Annotated in this window: 11 protein-coding genes; 4 read left to right on the top strand and 7 right to left on the bottom strand. The window is 66.1% G+C overall.

All coding sequences use genetic code 11. The features are described 5' to 3' along the window. Positions 1–476: 476 nt before the first annotated feature. The 5 genes from U1703_RS16050 to dinB all read right to left on the bottom strand — a co-directional run bounded on the left by U1703_RS16050 (position 477) and on the right by dinB (position 5568). Complete coding sequence (locus U1703_RS16050) at positions 477–1229, bottom strand: hypothetical protein (RefSeq protein ID WP_332786496.1); 753 nt, start codon at positions 1227–1229, stop codon at positions 477–479. Next, entirely contained in the window at positions 1226–1999 is a 774-nt protein-coding gene (locus U1703_RS16045; RefSeq protein ID WP_309703198.1) for a hypothetical protein, read from the bottom strand. Before U1703_RS16045 ends, U1703_RS16050 begins: the two co-directional genes overlap by 4 nt. A gap of 11 nt (positions 2000–2010) precedes the next feature. Next, complete coding sequence (locus tag U1703_RS16040; protein ID WP_332786495.1) at positions 2011–3429, bottom strand: hypothetical protein; 1419 nt, start codon at positions 3427–3429, stop codon at positions 2011–2013. Between the two features lie 496 nt (positions 3430–3925). After that, positions 3926–4486, bottom strand: coding sequence for an alpha-ketoglutarate-dependent dioxygenase AlkB (locus tag U1703_RS16035; protein WP_309703203.1), 561 nt, complete (start codon positions 4484–4486; stop codon positions 3926–3928). Continuing rightward, positions 4486–5568 carry a DNA polymerase IV gene (gene dinB, locus U1703_RS16030; protein ID WP_332786494.1) on the bottom strand — a complete coding sequence of 361 codons (1083 nt, stop codon included), beginning with the start codon at positions 5566–5568 and terminating at the stop codon, positions 4486–4488. The genes U1703_RS16035 and dinB overlap by 1 nt, the downstream gene beginning before the upstream one ends. A 116-nt stretch (positions 5569–5684) precedes the next feature. On the opposite strand from dinB, the gene U1703_RS16025 reads away from it, so the two are divergent. Next, positions 5685–6515 (top strand): aldo/keto reductase, encoded by an 831-nt coding sequence (locus U1703_RS16025; RefSeq protein WP_332786493.1) that lies wholly within the window; start codon positions 5685–5687, stop codon positions 6513–6515. Here the strand turns inward: U1703_RS16025 and U1703_RS16020 are convergent. After that, on the bottom strand, positions 6512–7492 hold the full coding sequence (locus U1703_RS16020) for an MBL fold metallo-hydrolase (protein ID WP_332786492.1): 981 nt from the start codon (positions 7490–7492) through the stop codon (positions 6512–6514). The two genes, U1703_RS16025 and U1703_RS16020, sit on opposite strands and share 4 nt — an antisense overlap. Before the next feature lie 2 nt (positions 7493–7494). Continuing rightward, positions 7495–8121, bottom strand: coding sequence for an SOS response-associated peptidase family protein (locus U1703_RS16015; RefSeq protein WP_332786491.1), 627 nt, complete (start codon positions 8119–8121; stop codon positions 7495–7497). A 476-nt stretch (positions 8122–8597) separates the two neighbouring features. Here U1703_RS16015 and U1703_RS16010 point away from each other — a divergent pair, with 476 nt between their 5' ends. Genes U1703_RS16010 through U1703_RS16000 form a run of 3 tightly spaced genes read left to right on the top strand, consistent with a single transcriptional unit; the run spans position 8598 to position 14336 of the window. Next, positions 8598–9362, top strand: a complete 765-nt coding sequence (locus U1703_RS16010; protein ID WP_332786490.1) for an ImuA family protein — start codon at positions 8598–8600, stop codon at positions 9360–9362. Further along, the gene (locus U1703_RS16005) at positions 9280–11061 is read left to right on the top strand and encodes a Y-family DNA polymerase (protein WP_332786489.1); all 1782 of its coding nucleotides are present in this window, start codon (positions 9280–9282) and stop codon (positions 11059–11061) included. The genes U1703_RS16010 and U1703_RS16005 overlap by 83 nt, the downstream gene beginning before the upstream one ends. Continuing rightward, positions 11061–14336 carry an error-prone DNA polymerase gene (locus tag U1703_RS16000; RefSeq protein WP_332786488.1) on the top strand — a complete coding sequence of 1092 codons (3276 nt, stop codon included), beginning with the start codon at positions 11061–11063 and terminating at the stop codon, positions 14334–14336. Before U1703_RS16005 ends, U1703_RS16000 begins: the two co-directional genes overlap by 1 nt. Positions 14337–14341 lie beyond the last annotated feature (5 nt).

Below are 14341 nucleotides of genomic sequence, written 5' to 3'. Positions count from 1 at the left end.
CCATCCATGGCCTATGGAACGCCATCGGCCGCATCCTCGACCTCTACTCACCACAGGAATGTGCCAACTACTTCGCCGCGTGCGGATATGATGCAGACTGATCGAAAACCGCTCTAGGGTGCCATTATCCAATAAACGGTGAATTCGGCGCCACCAGAAAATGTGCCCGCGCCGGTAAACGTGTTGAAGACAGTCCAAAACCGCGGCCTTCCCGGCCAGCGCATTGGCACAATCCGATGCACAATTGTGCAGGTGCCAACGGCCGACCCTGATAGTCAGCCAGCGTCTTCAAACACTTAGCAGCCAATTGGCTGGGATTTCAGGCAGATGGCTGGGGCGGCAGGATCCTCACTTAAGAATCCCTTGCCTCCGCCAAGTGACTGACTTTCAACGCATTCGCGAAACGCCAATGACGAGTGGTTACACTCACTGGCGTCACTTACTGGTATCGTACACACTTGGCAATTCTTCCGTTCTCAAGGGCGCTCAGCGCTCCACCGGTGAGCAGCGCGTGCAGCGACTTCCGGTGGCAGTTGCCATCCTGGGACCTCCTCGGATGCCGAGTTGTGTAGCTGCACACACCGATCCTTGACGATCCTCATCCCAGGCAATCGACAGGTCATAACGTCGGCCAGCGAACCTGAGGATATGAATTCCGGTAGCTGGCGCCGCTGCTCATCGGACAACGCTTCCCAAACGACGTCTCCCGGCCGGTCTGCGAAAGTGCGCTTCGCCAGAAAAGCTGTGCAGAGAATGCTGATCAGCAGCGCCGCCGTCAGGAGCGTCAGCAGGGTCGGTCGCACCCATGATATCTCCTCTCGCAGCGCCCGATAGGCCGAGCGACTTTCGTAGGCCTGATCGCGTAGGTCGCTCTTGGCCTGCTCGAGCGCCGAAACCGTGCCGCGAATGCGGGCACCGAGATCAACGTGTAGGGCCGTGAGCGTAACTACCGAGGATTGGGCTCTTCCCGCCGCATCCTCCAGCAACGACGCGGCATGGGCGGTGCCACGCACATTTTCCAGGAGCGCCGGGCTATGGTCCTCCAGCCAGTCGGCGATCGACGACTTGAGCACCTGGCCATGACGGTGCTGGTACATGGCGATGACTAGAAAGGGATCGTCCTGATAGGGCGCGCATATGCTTGCGATCTCGTCCAACGACGCGGCCACCCGATCATCGGGCTCTTCATCAGGCCAGATCTGATACCAGAGCACGCGCCACTGAGTCACAGGACGTCCTCCAGCCCGGCGTTGAGCAGCCGGAGGGCTCGGGCGAGCAGCATGGCTTCTCCTGCCGACGCCTCCAGCAAAGCCGAGCTGAGGCGGCGCTTGTCCTTGTAAAATGCCTGTTGGAGCCGCTCACCGAGCCGGGGCACCTGCAATACGCCGCCCTCTGGATCGTGGCGCATGTTCGTAGCACCGGCACCGGCCCGAAGCCCCCGACGCGGCTCAGTGAAACACCGGATAACCCGGCCTAGGCCTCCCTTCTTGCGGTAATAGGCCTCAGCCCGGCTATCTTCGCTCCATTCGGCTAACTTGACGAGAACGCGGTAGCGTTCGGGCGCCCGTTCGATCCATGGCGCAAGTTCACCTTCGATCTCAACGAAATCCTTCCACGCCCCGGCGTTGACGCTCAGCAGGATCGGATAGCCGGTCGGGACCTCCGACACAGCCGTGAGGAGGTTGGCGACGACATCCGGGTCCGCGACGTCGACGAAGACATACTCTCCGGGTTCGAGCGTGCCCTTCAGATACCCACGGGTCGTTCCCAGTTCGATTACTCGGCATCCTCTTCCGGCTCCGTCCAGAAGGGCGACGATACAGCCGACGAGCGTATCCACACCCGCTCCACCAGTTTCGCCGGTCACGACCAGCAGCGTCGCAGTGATGCTGTCGATTAGTAGGTTGGACGCCGCCGCCGTCACAGGCAGTTGCGGGCGGTCGTGAATGACCACCGCACGCGGCGTCGCGACGACGAGATCGGTCTTTTCATTGCTCATTTACTTGATCCTCAATAGTCTTCGTCATCAATGCCGAGCATGTCCGCACCGGAAATCCGGGAAGCCGGATATCCTGATGGCGATCCGACAGGCTGCGAGGCTTGCTGCTCAGGCGGCAAGTCGAACAGCTCCCAGATGAGCTCAGTCACCGGCTGCCGGAGCAGATTCGCGGTACGCGAAAGCGGCAATTCGACCGTCAGGTTGAGGGGAACATCGATGCCGCGCGACTGCGCCAGCCAGCGCACGTCGGCCCGATCGCGCACCAACAGGGCGAGGTCTCGGACCTCCTCCCGATGCTGACGCTCGAGAGCAAGTCTCCAGTCTTCCGCCAACAAGATCGTCTTGGCCCAGGATGCCTGACCCGACTTGTCTCGGTCAGTCTCGGTCAAACGATCCGCGAAGGCGCGCCGCATGCTGACGTCGTGACCGATCGTATCCATCAGCGCCTTCCAGCGGTCTTGATCGGGACCGTGGAGATGCTCCAGCATCTGGCGCGCGATCGATTCAGCATCCTCAAGGGACGGATCATCGACGGAGCGTGACGGCGGGAACAGGATGTCCCATGCGCGCTCCTCCGCCGCTTCGCCGCCGCCGAGGGCCTCGGCCAGAGACTGAAGGTCCTGCTGAAAGGCCTTTTCCTCGACATGATCAACGGTGCGATCTGCGCCGGGCCAGACGCCGTCCGATCGCTGTCGCTCCGCCGCCCGCGACAACGCCCCGGCGAGGGTTGGAGAAATTTGTAGCGGTCGACCCGCTGCTGCCTCGAACGCGGACTTCGCGGCGATATCAGCTTCCGAAATTCTGCCCGCGGCCAACAGCAACGCCAACTCCTCATCCGGGGTCAGCCCCTCTACGGCAAGTTCGAGATGGCCTGCCCGGAATGCGGCCATCCCCACGCCGTCCTGCTTTTGGTGCCGCGGATCACGCAGCTTTTCCCGGACGAAGGTGGCGACGAACGAGAGGTCGTCCTTGGATAGGCGGGCCAGTTGCCATAGCGGGCATCCGGCGTCCTCTAGCGCCTTCAGAGCCGCGCTGTCCTTTCGGGTCAGCGTCGGCTTCGCCTTGACCTCGGCGCGCTCTTTTCGGATCTCATCGATCTGGGTGCCGAGGATCAGCGCCTCAACGACGACCTTTACCATATTGCCCAAGTCCGGCCGGTGTTCGATAAGGAGCTTATTCAGCGCCTTGGTCAGGTCCGCTTCTTCCTGCGCAAGCGACGCCTTGCGCCCCCGTGGATTTTGCAGGGTCTGCTTGGCGGCCTTGGCCTTCCGCTTAGCCTCCATCTTCTCTTGGGGCGTCAGATTAGCAAGCCGATCCGCCGAGGCATCCGCGATGACTCTGGTAAGCTCCTCCCGCTGCCGTACCGCTTCCGCGATCCCCGCAAGGACACCGCTGAGTGCGTCGTCTTCGATAATCCTCCAAATCGACATGGCCTCACCTGAAAAAGGCAAACAAACCACTTTGTAGGATTCGAAGCGAAATCGCGCAAAAATTTTCTGAGCAGCATGGAAAAGCGCCGACCATAGCGGCGCAGATAAGGTGCAATGTCGGCGAAGACCTATCGCGAATACCCTTCGTCAAAGCGATCGTCTTCCAAACCACTCGGCGAAGGAGTGTCGCCACAGCTCCTTCGCCCACTCAAGACAGGCGCAATACCTACAATTTGACGCACCTAACGGCGCGACAAATTGTGTGCGGCGGCGCCTTTGGCGCCGCTTGGATCGGCGCTGACGCGCCGAGGTGGCACCGCTCTCTCGTTGCCAGCGCTAACGCGGGGGTCGCGGCTTCGCCGCCTCGGGCGGGGCGTGGGCGCCCCGTGTCGCTACGCGAAATCCTGAAGATCATGAGCCTTTCACTCAAGTCGGGAACATCATGACCGCTGCGCTTGGGCGACGGAATACGATGCCCCAGTAGCATTGGTGCGGATCATGACCGATCCGCCAGGCTCCGGAACGTGATCGACCAGCGCGGTCGCGTCAGCGGAGCGATGCTGTGCTCCCAGTCGTGCCGAGCGGGGCCGGTCATGTGATAGCCGCCGCGCGGATCGAGCGGCACAGAAACGCGATCGAACCCGTCGGCACGCCGCTTCCGAAAACGCATGACGGCCGGCTCGCCAAGCGAAATGCCGAGGACATGCCCATAGATCGGTCGGTCGCGGTGCCAGCCGATCCCGGCGCCGGGATCGTAGCGGATCAACAGCGCCTGGATCAGAGCGTCGGCGTCGAGCCCCGCAAAGCTGGCCGCCCGGTCACGAAACGGCCGCAGCCAGTCCGGGATCGGTGGAGCGTCCTTGGGCCGCCCAATTTCGAAATCATAGCTCCAGCCGAACGACGTGGTCAGCCGCTTGCCGGTCCAGCCCTGGAACCGGAAGGGAGCCAGATCGGTCGCATCGATGCGATCGATCAGCATCCGCTCTTCCGTGAGGCTGATCAGATCATGGCGAGTGGTGAGGCCGGGCAAAGCGGGCGCATCAAACAGGTCGAGCATCAGGCCGCCGCCTCCACGAAGATCGGCAGTTCGTCGACCGCCTCGGTATGCGCCTCGGCAAAGTTGGATACCGTCACGCCGACCAGCCGAATGCCCTTCTGGGTCGGCAGGACCGATCGGATCAGGTCGAGCGCGGCCCGGTGCAGCGCCTCTCGCGTGGCAACGACCATCGGCTGGCTGCGTCGGCGCGTGATCTGGTGGAAGTCGCCATATTTGACCTTCACCGTGACCGTGCGGCCGAACGCCTGACGGCCTTCGCACCACGCCCAGACATCATCCGCCATCTTGAGCACTCCGACCTCGATCTCCGCTGCTTCGATCAGGTCGCGGTCGAAAGTGGTCTCCGAGCCGGACGACTTGCGGACCCGGTTGGGGTTGACGGGTCGGTCATCCTGTCCGCGCGCGATGGCGTGGTACCATTCCGCCGAGCTGCCGAAATGCTGCTGGAGGAAGGCCATCGACTTGGCCTTGAGGTCGACCCCCGTCTCGATGCCAAGCCGCTTCATCTTCGCGGCCGTGACCGGTCCGACGCCATGGAAGCGGCAGACCGGCAGCGTCTCGACCCAGGCCCCGCCCATCTCGGGCGTGACCGCGAACTGGCCATTGGGCTTGCGGTGGTCGGAGGCGAGCTTGGCGAGGAACTTGTTGTAGGAAATGCCGGCCGACGCCGTCAGCCCCGTCTCGGCAAGGATGTCGGCGCGGATCGCCTTGGCGGTGCGCCACGCGGTCCCCACCCCCTGCTTGTCGGCAGTCACGTCGAGATAGGCCTCGTCGAGCGAGAGCGGCTGGATCAGGTCGGTGTAGCGCGCAAAGATCGCGTGGATCTGGCGGGAGACATCGCGATAGACCTCGAACCGCGGCCGCACGAAGATCAGGTCGGGACAGCGACGCAGCGCCGTGACCGACGGCAGGGCCGACCGCACGCCGAACGAGCGCGCCTCATAGCTCGCCGCTGCGACCACGCCGCGCGCCGCGGCGGAGCCGACCGCGACCGGCTTGCCGCGAAGCGTCGAATCGTCACGTTGCTCTACCGACGCAAAGAATGCGTCCATATCGACATGGATGATCTTGCGCGTGACCATGGACGCGAGCTTACCCGATTCGGAACGAATTGGGAACATGCGCCTGCGCATCCACGCGGAGGACTGCCTATGAGTTTGCCGTGGCTCGGAAATTACCATGAAACGTTGGGTTCGGCATGAAGACGATCCGCTTGCCCGACGGCACTGCCGTCCCCGCGCTTGGCCAAGGCACCTGGATGATGGCGGAGGATCGCCGCCGACGCGCGGAGGAGATTGCCGCCTTGCGGGAGGGCGTCGACCTCGGCCTGACGCTGATCGATACCGCGGAAATGTATGCCGATGGCGAGTCCGAACGGTTGGTCGGCGAGGCAATTGAGGGTCGGCGCGACGACATCTTCCTGGTCAGCAAGGCCTATCCGCAGAATGCGTCGCGTGATCGCCTGCCCCGCGCGTGTGAGGCCAGTCTGGCGCGGCTCGGTACCGATCGGCTCGATCTCTACCTGCTGCATTGGCGCGGCAGCGTGCCGCTGGCAGAGACTGTGGAGGCGATGGAGCGGCTGGTCGAAGAGGGCAAGATCCTGCGCTGGGGCGTCAGCAATCTCGATACCCACGATATGGAGGAGCTGGTCGCCAGCGGCGGCACGGCGTGCGCGACCGACCAGATCCTCTACAATCTGACGCGGCGCGGCCCCGAGCACGACCTCCTGCCCTGGCTCGCGGAACGCGGCATGGCGACCATGGCCTACAGCCCGGTCGAGCAGGGGCGCCTCGTCGCGCATCCAGGATTGCGCACGCTCGCCGACGAACTCAGTGCTTCGCCGGCCCAGGTGGCACTGGCCTGGCTGCTGGCGCAGGGTGATGTCATCGCCATCCCCAAGGCCGGGCGCAGCGCGCATGTGCGGGAGAACCGAGCGCCGGCCGACCTGACGCTCGATGCGGATGCCCTCGCTCGCCTCGATGAACTATTCCCGGCCCCCAAGGGATGCGTGCCCTTGGAGATGCTCTAGCCGAAGCGGTAGACCCCACCCGCGTCCGCCGCGACGAAGCGGTCCGGGGCGATGTGCGCCTCGTCCAGCGCTATCGCCAGTTCCTCGACCGGTGCTTCGCGGGCCTCGTCGGTCAGCTGGAAGGTCCCCCAATGGATGCCGAGCGCGCGCCCTGCCCCGACGTCCTTGAAGATCCGCACCGCCTCGGCTGGATCGACATGCTGTGCGGCCATGAACCATCGCGGGGCATAGGCGCCAATCGGGATCAGCACGACGTCGGGTGCGCCGAGCCGCTCGCGAACTTCGCTAAAGATGCGTCCATCGCCATAGCCGGTGTCGCCGACGAACCAGATCGTCCCGGAAGGCGTGTCGAGATAATGCCCACTCCACAGCGTCATGCGCGTGTCGCTCGGCCAGCGGTTCGACCAGTGGTTGGCCGGGGTCAGCGTTGTCGCGAGGCCGCCGCCGAGGTCGAGCCGGTCCCACCAGTCGCCGGTCACGCATCGCGCGGCCGGTACCGCTGCCCGGACGACCGCATCATTGCCGAGCGGCATCGCCATTAGGGGATTGTGCGCGGCGTGGAGGCGCCGCAACGTGTCGAGGTCGAGATGGTCGTAATGGGCATGGCTCAGCAGCACGACATCGATCGGCGGCAGATCCTCGAACGCGATCCCCGGCGCGGTCACCCGCATCGGTCCGACGCGGCGGAACGGGCTGGCGCGCTTCGACCAGACCGGGTCGGTGAGGATGTTCACCCCCGCCACCTGGATCAACAGCGACGCATGGCCGACCATCGTCACGCACAGGCCATCGACGCGCGGCTCGGGTCGTGCGGGCGTGACCGGCACTGACTTCGGCCACTTGGCGGCACCGCCCGCCAGCTTCCAGCGGAGCACCGCGCGCAGGCCCCGGTCGGTGCTGGCCTGCCCCGGGTTGAAGAAGCGCGTGCCGTCGTAGTGATCGCTCAGCGGTCCGTCATAATAGCGGTTGCGGGCCATGGTCAGGCGACGCTCATCAGCTGCGAGGGATAGGCGTTCAGCATCGTCACCGCCTCCTCGACCGGGGCGGTCAGCCAGCGCTCCTGATCCTCGGCGAGCAGGATGACCGGCATCGCCTTGGGATGCTTGGGCGCGACCAGCGGATTGGGCTCGGTCGTGCAGAACGCATAGACCCGGTCATGGTCCTGGTCGACCTTCCACAGTCCGGCAAAGCACGGCGCTGACTGGTCCTCGACGGTGAACCACCAATTGGTGTCACCGGGCGCCTGCCGGTCGGCGGCCGCCTTGGGCTCGGCAAAGCGCGTGAAGGGCACTAGGCAGCGATACTCAGCCTTGAGCAGCCACGGCTTCCACATATTGCTCTGCATGTTCCGGGCGTTGGTCCACCAGTCGTAAACGAAAGGCAGTTCTCCCTCACGCGCCGGCCGCTTGCGCGGTTTGCGGGTTGGGAAGCCCCAGCGCATTGTGCTGAGCACCCGTCGGCCCTCCTCGACACGAACGACATAGCCGGGTTTGCCGGGCGCCGCGTAATCCTTCTCGACCTCCAGCGTGTTGCTCGCATCGTCGACTGCAGCAAGCGCGTCGAAATAGGTCCGCGGATCGACCTTGATGTTGTAAAGATTACACATTCGCCTGTTCGATCACGACCGGTAGCGCGACACAAGCTTCTTCCACGTCGCGGCATCCGGATAGGGCAGAGCGGCACCCGTAGGCTGGTCCCGCCCGATCACCACATGAGGACGCTGGGTGCGTCCTTCCGCCTGGCATGCCGAGCAACATAGCCGTCGACCAACCACCCCCAGCGTGCCGTCCCAACCTCGCCGGTAGAACAGCCACCAGAGCGCAACGGCATCGAAGACGCGGCCGTGACCGCATTTTGGACAGGTGAGGCGCAGCGTACGCTTGTGCAGGGCACGCTCCTCCAACGTGCGCAGACGCCGCCCGATATGATCGTGATCGGCCCCTGCCCCGCCTTCTTGGCTGCCCCTTTTACGGCCCTCATCTGCCACCGCCCTGTCCCGTTCCGATTATCGATCCGCTTCCGCAACGCCTTGACCCGCCTGCGGAATCAACGGAACATATAGCGAACATATGAGTCGCAGCAATGATGTCTTCCACCGCCCCACCCATCGAAACACTGGCTCGCCTGCGGAGCGCCATAGGCGCTGTGCGCGGCAGCGAGGGCGCAATTCTCCCTTTCGGCATCGAAGCGGTAGACACGCGATTGACGGGCGGCGGCCTGGCGCTCGGCGGTTTGCATGAGACGTCTTCGGCGACACCGACCCTTACGGATGATGCGGCTGCCACGCTGTTCGCGGTGGGGATTGCCGCGCGCGCAGCAGCGCTGAGCGGCCGCCGGGTGCTTTGGGCGCTCACCCGGTTCGACCTCTATGCGCCGGGTCTCGAACAGGCCGGGCTCAGCCCGGCCACGCTGTTCTTCGCCGAGGTACGTGAGGACAAGGACGTTCTGGCCGTCATGGAGGATGGCTTGCGTCATGGCGGGCTTGCAGCGGTCGTCGGCGAGGTAAAGCGCGCCGACATGGTCGCAACCCGGCGACTTCAGCTGGCGGCGATGACGGGGAATACGCCTGCCTTGCTTTCGCGTCGCTGGCGCCGACAGGGCACCTGCCCACTCACCGAGCTGTCGGCGGCAATGACACGGTGGCGGATCGCCTGCGCGCCCTCCACGCCGCTCCCCGCGCCCGGGGTCGGCCGCGCACGCTGGATGGTCGAGCTGGCGCGCCAGCGGGGCGGCCCGGGTTTCACGATGGAATTGGAGGCATGCGATGACACGGGTCGCCTCGCTCTACCTGCCGCATCTCGCGATCGAGCGAATGCGACGGCTGGAGCGGCCGCGCGCGCTGCCTGAGCCGAGGCCTGCGCTCATACTTCCAGTCGACGATGACCCCGGTGCCTGCTCGGTGCCGCGGGGCGGCGGCTGGCGTCCCGGTGCGCGCTGGGCGCAGCAAGGCGCTGCGCGTGCAACGGTCGAGGAGCAGGTAGCGGCGCTGCCGCTCCATCAGCGACCGCCGATGCGCGAGTTGGGCCGCCGGTCCGAGGCAGCGGATCACCCCTTCAAGCGACTGGTCGCAACGGACCAGCGTCAACCCACGGCGGCGTCTGTGACGCACCTCGTGCCGATGGTGCTGGCCGAGCAGATCGGACAGCGACAGGTCATCGCCGCCGCTTGCCCGGCGGCGATGGCGCTCGGACTGACCCCGGGCATGGCGGTGACGCAGGCGCGGGCGCTAATCCCGGATCTCGACATCCGCCCCGCCGACCGGGCGGCAGATATGACGTTGCTGGCGGATCTGGCGCTGCATGCCGTGCGTCATTGGACGCCGACCGCCGCGGTCAGCGGATCGGACGGGCTGTGGCTGGACCTGAGCGGCGTCGCGCATCTGCACGGCGGCGAGACCCGTTTCTGCCAACGACTGGTCCGGTTCTGCCGACGTTTCGGCCTGACCGCACGGGTCACGGTCGCCTCCACGCCGGGCGCAGCTCATGCGCTCGCCCGTTTCGGTCGCGATGCGATCCTCCTGGTTCCCGGCGGACAAGAGGCACAGGCGCTGGCTCCCTTACCCCCCGCCGCACTCCGCCTGACCCCGGAGGCAACAGCGGCGGCGAACCGGTTTGGGCTCGACCGGATTGCCGATCTGCTGCCACTGCCACGCGGGCCGCTCGCCCGGCGGCTAGGCATGGCGAGCGTTCGCCGCCTCGACGAGGCGCTGGGGCGTGTCCCCGAACCGATCGTACCGGTGGTTCCGCAAGAGACGCCCGTCGCCCGTCTCCGCCTGCTCGAACCCATCGGTACAGCCGAGGCGATCGAGCAGGTGATCGGCGATCTGCTCACCGACCTTATCCAGCAATTGGTGGAGCGTGGCCGCGGTGTCCGGGCGTTGATCCTGACGCTGGAGCGGATCGATGGCAGCGAACAGCATCTGTCGATCGGCACCGCGCGCGCGACCCGTAATGCAGGCCATCTCGCCCGCCTTTTCCATCTGCGCATCGACCGGATCGACCCAGGCGACGGGATTGAGGCCATGCGCCTTGCGGCTCCGCGGACCGATCCACTCGGCGCGACCGCGCTGGCCGCCAGCCTGGCCGGCGACGATGCCCCGCCCGACGTTGCGGTTCTGGTCGACCAGATCGCAGGGCGGGTCGGCGAGGACGCCCTATTCACGGCTGCACCGGTGGAAAGCGACGTGCCCGAACGTGCCGTGCGCCGATGGCCGCCGCTCGCCGCCCCCACCGGCTGGCCATCGTGGAAGCGGCCTGTCCGCCTGCTGTCGCGCCCTGAACCACTGGTCGGGGTGCTGGCCCTCCTGCCCGACGCACCGCCGCGACGCTTCACTTGGCGGGGCAAGGTCCATGTCGTGGTCGCGGGTGACGGCCCTGAGCGCATCCACGGCGAATGGTGGCGACGCGACGGCGAGGTCTGGGCGGTGCGCGACTATTTCCGGGTCGAGGACAAAACGGGCGCTCGCTTCTGGTTGTTTCGCCGCGGCGACGGGGTCGTGCCTGTAACCGGCGATCTCAGCTGGTACCTCCACGGGCTATTTGGCTGATGGCAGCCCCCACCACGACCTATGTCGAGCTTCAGGTGACGAGCCATTTCTCGTTTCTGCGCGGTGCCTCCAGCCCCGACGAGCTGTTCGCCGCCGCCGCGCTGCAGGGGCATGGCACGCTCGGCATCGTTGACCGCGGCAGCGTCGCCGGGCTGGTGCGCGCGTGGGAGGCGCAGAAGGCGACTGGCGTGCGGATGATCGCCGGCGCGCGGGTCGACCTCGACGACGGCCGCGCGCTGCTGCTCTACCCGACCGACAAGCCCGCCTGGTCGCGGCTGACCCGGCTGCTGACGCTGGGCAAGGCGCGCGCCGGCAAGGGCGGCTGTACGCTTGGCTGGAGCGATGTCGTCGCATGGAGCGAGGGACTGGTCGCGATCCTGCTGCCGGGCGAGGCGGATGCGGTGACCGCGACGCAGCTCGCCGAATTGCGCTCAACCTTCAGCGCGCGCGGCTATTGCGGCCTCGCCTTCCGCCGCCGGCCCGACGATGCGCTGCGGCTCCACGATCTCGCTGCGCTCGCGGGGGCGGCGGGTGTCCGCGCGGTCGCTCTCGGCGACATCCTTTACCATGCCCCCGAGGCGCGACTGTTGCAGGACGTCGTCACCGCGATCCGCGAGAAATGCACGGTCGACACGCTCGGCTACCGGCGCGAACGCCATGCCGACCGGCACCTCAAGTCCCCCGCCGAGATGGAGCGTCGTTTCGCCGCCTTCCCCGATACGATCGCCGCCACCGCCGCGATCGCGCGTGCCTGCACCTTTGACCTCGGCGAACTCAGCTACCAATATCCGCACGAGCGGGTGGTCGAGGGGCTGACCGCGCAGGGCGCGCTTGAACAGCTGACCGAAACCGCCGCCGCGCGAATGTTCCCCGACGGCCTGCCGCCAGCTTATCGCGACCAGATCGCACACGAGCTGCGGCTGATCGGCGAACTCGGCTACGCCCCCTATTTTCTCACCGTAAACAGCATCGTCGCCGAGAGCCGGCGCCGCGGCATCCTGTGTCAGGGGCGCGGCTCGGCGGCGAACAGCTGCGTCTGCTTCGTGCTCGGCATCACCAGCATCGATCCCATCAAGCATGAACTTCTCTTCGAGCGCTTCGTCTCCGGAGAACGCCGCGAGCCGCCCGATATCGACGTCGATTTCGAGCATGAGCGGCGCGAGGAGATCATCCAGTGGATCTATGACACCTATGGCCGCAACCATGCCGCGCTGACCGCGGTCGTCACCCGCTATCGCGCGCGCGGCGCGGTGCGCGAGGTCGGCAAGGCCCTGGGCCTGCCCGAGGATCTGACCAAGGCACTCGCCGGCCTCGTCTGGGGCTGGAGCCAGGAGGGGGTCGGCGAGAAGCAGGTCGCGCAGCTCAATCTCAATATGGACGACCGGCGCCTGCGCCTCGCGCTCGAACTTTCCCGCCAGCTGATCGGCGTGCCCCGCCATCTATCGCAGCATCCCGGCGGCTTCGTGCTGACCCACGATCGGCTTGACGATCTCGTCCCCATCGAGCCCGCCGCGATGGTCGACCGGCAGGTGATCGAATGGGACAAGGACGATATCGATGCCTTGAAGTTCATGAAGGTCGACGTGCTCGGCCTCGGCATGCTCGGCTGCATGAACCGCGCCTTCAACCTGCTCGAGGAGGCCAAGGGCGTGGCGGTCGGCATGGCCGATCTGCAGGACGACGACCCGGACGTCTATGCGATGATCCAGAAGGCCGACACGCTCGGCACCTTCCAGATTGAGTCCAGAGCGCAGATGAGCATGCTGCCGCGCATGAAGCCGGCGCGCTTCTACGACCTCGTCATCGAGGTCGCGATCGTGCGACCGGGGCCGATCCAGGGCGACATGGTCCACCCCTATCTGCGCCGCCGAGAAGGGCGCGAGAAGCCGGACTATCCGCGTCCAGAATTACGTGCTGTGCTCGAAAAGACACTGGGCGTGCCGCTGTTCCAGGAACAGGCGATGAAGGTCGCGATCGTCGGCGCAGGCTTCACCGCTGTCGAGGCCGACCAGCTCCGCCGCGCCATGGCGACGTTCAAGTTCACCGGCGGGGTCAGCCATTTTTACGACAAGCTGGTCGAGGGGATGGTGTCGCGCGGCTACCCCCGCGACTTCGCCGAACGGACCTTCAAGCAGATCGAGGGTTTCGGCTCCTACGGTTTCCCCGAGAGCCACGCCGCCTCTTTCGCCAAGATCGCCTATGCCAGTTGCTGGATGAAGCATCATCATCCCGACGTCTTTTGCGCGGCGCTGCTCAACGCTCAGCCGATGGGCTTTTATGCCCCCGCCCAAGTCGTCCGCGACTCGCGCGAGCACGGCGTCGAGGTGCGGCCCGCCTGCATCAACGCCAGCCGCTGGGACTGTACGCTGGAGCCGACCGCCGGCCGCTACCTCGCCGTGCGGCTCGGACTGCGCCAGGTGCGCGGCCTCGCCAACGCGCATGGTGCGGCGATCGTCGCGGCACGGGGGGAATCGCCTTTCCAGTCGGTGGAGGAAGTGTGGCGGCGGGCCGGCGTCCCGAGGGCCGCGATCGAGCGACTGGCTGAAGCGGATGCCTTCCATGCGCTGGGCGAGGATCGCCGTCAGGGGTTATGGAAGGTGAAGGGCCTGGGCGAGGCCCCCCTGCCCCTGTTCGCCGCCGCCGATGCGCGGCACGCGTCGTTCAACACGGAGGGACTGGAGCCCGCCGTGTCGCTCCGCCCGCTAACCGAGGGCCGCGAAGTGGTGGAGGATTATCGCGCGCTGCAATTGTCGCTGCGCGCGCATCCGCTCGCCTTCCTCCGCCAGGACCTGACCCGCCGCGGCATCGTCCGCTGCGCCGACCTCGCCCACATCAAGGACGGCCGCCACGTCGAAGTCGCCGGGATCATCCTTGTCCGCCAGAAGCCCGGCAGCGCCAAGGGGGTACTCTTCATCACCATCGAGGACGAGACCGGCATCGCCAACGGCATCCTCTGGCCCGATCGGTTCGAGGCACAGCGCCGCACCGTCATGTCGGCGGCGATGATCGGAATGAAGGGCCGGGTCCAGCGCGAGGGGCTTGTCATCCATGTCATCTGCGACCGGATCATCGACTATGGCGGGCTGCTCGCCCAAGTCGGACAGATGGACTTCCCTCATGCGACCGGCCGGGGAGACGGTGCGCGCCATGCCGGGTCGCCCGACCGTGGCGATGCCGGCTGGCGACCGGGCCCGCGCGACAGCTATTGGCCGCCGCACGCCAATGGCCAGGATCCCGAGCAGGTGGTGCGGATCAAGTCGCGCGACTTTCATTGATTGGC

Origin of the sequence: Sphingomonas flavida (assembly GCF_036663655.1) — a bacterium.
Lineage (GTDB): Bacteria > Pseudomonadota > Alphaproteobacteria > Sphingomonadales > Sphingomonadaceae > Sphingomonas.
The sequence above is the reverse complement of the archived record's forward strand: the minus strand, read 5'-3'. Positions and strand labels throughout refer to the sequence as shown.

What these genes read in the sequence shown, in the direction of transcription:
- U1703_RS16045 (WP_309703198.1), bottom strand. Translation starts at nt 1,999, where the DNA reads ATGAGCAATGAAAAGACCGATCTCGTCGTCGCGACGCCGCGTGCGGTG.
- U1703_RS16040 (WP_332786495.1), bottom strand. Translation starts at nt 3,429, where the DNA reads ATGTCGATTTGGAGGATTATCGAAGACGACGCACTCAGCGGTGTCCTT.
- U1703_RS16035 (WP_309703203.1), bottom strand. Translation starts at nt 4,486, where the DNA reads ATGCTCGACCTGTTTGATGCGCCCGCTTTGCCCGGCCTCACCACTCGC.
- dinB (WP_332786494.1), bottom strand. Translation starts at nt 5,568, where the DNA reads ATGGTCACGCGCAAGATCATCCATGTCGATATGGACGCATTCTTTGCG.
- U1703_RS16025 (WP_332786493.1), top strand. Translation starts at nt 5,685, where the DNA reads ATGAAGACGATCCGCTTGCCCGACGGCACTGCCGTCCCCGCGCTTGGC.
- U1703_RS16020 (WP_332786492.1), bottom strand. Translation starts at nt 7,492, where the DNA reads ATGGCCCGCAACCGCTATTATGACGGACCGCTGAGCGATCACTACGAC.
- U1703_RS16015 (WP_332786491.1), bottom strand. Translation starts at nt 8,121, where the DNA reads ATGTGTAATCTTTACAACATCAAGGTCGATCCGCGGACCTATTTCGAC.
- U1703_RS16010 (WP_332786490.1), top strand. Translation starts at nt 8,598, where the DNA reads ATGATGTCTTCCACCGCCCCACCCATCGAAACACTGGCTCGCCTGCGG.
- U1703_RS16005 (WP_332786489.1), top strand. Translation starts at nt 9,280, where the DNA reads ATGACACGGGTCGCCTCGCTCTACCTGCCGCATCTCGCGATCGAGCGA.
- U1703_RS16000 (WP_332786488.1), top strand. Translation starts at nt 11,061, where the DNA reads ATGGCAGCCCCCACCACGACCTATGTCGAGCTTCAGGTGACGAGCCAT.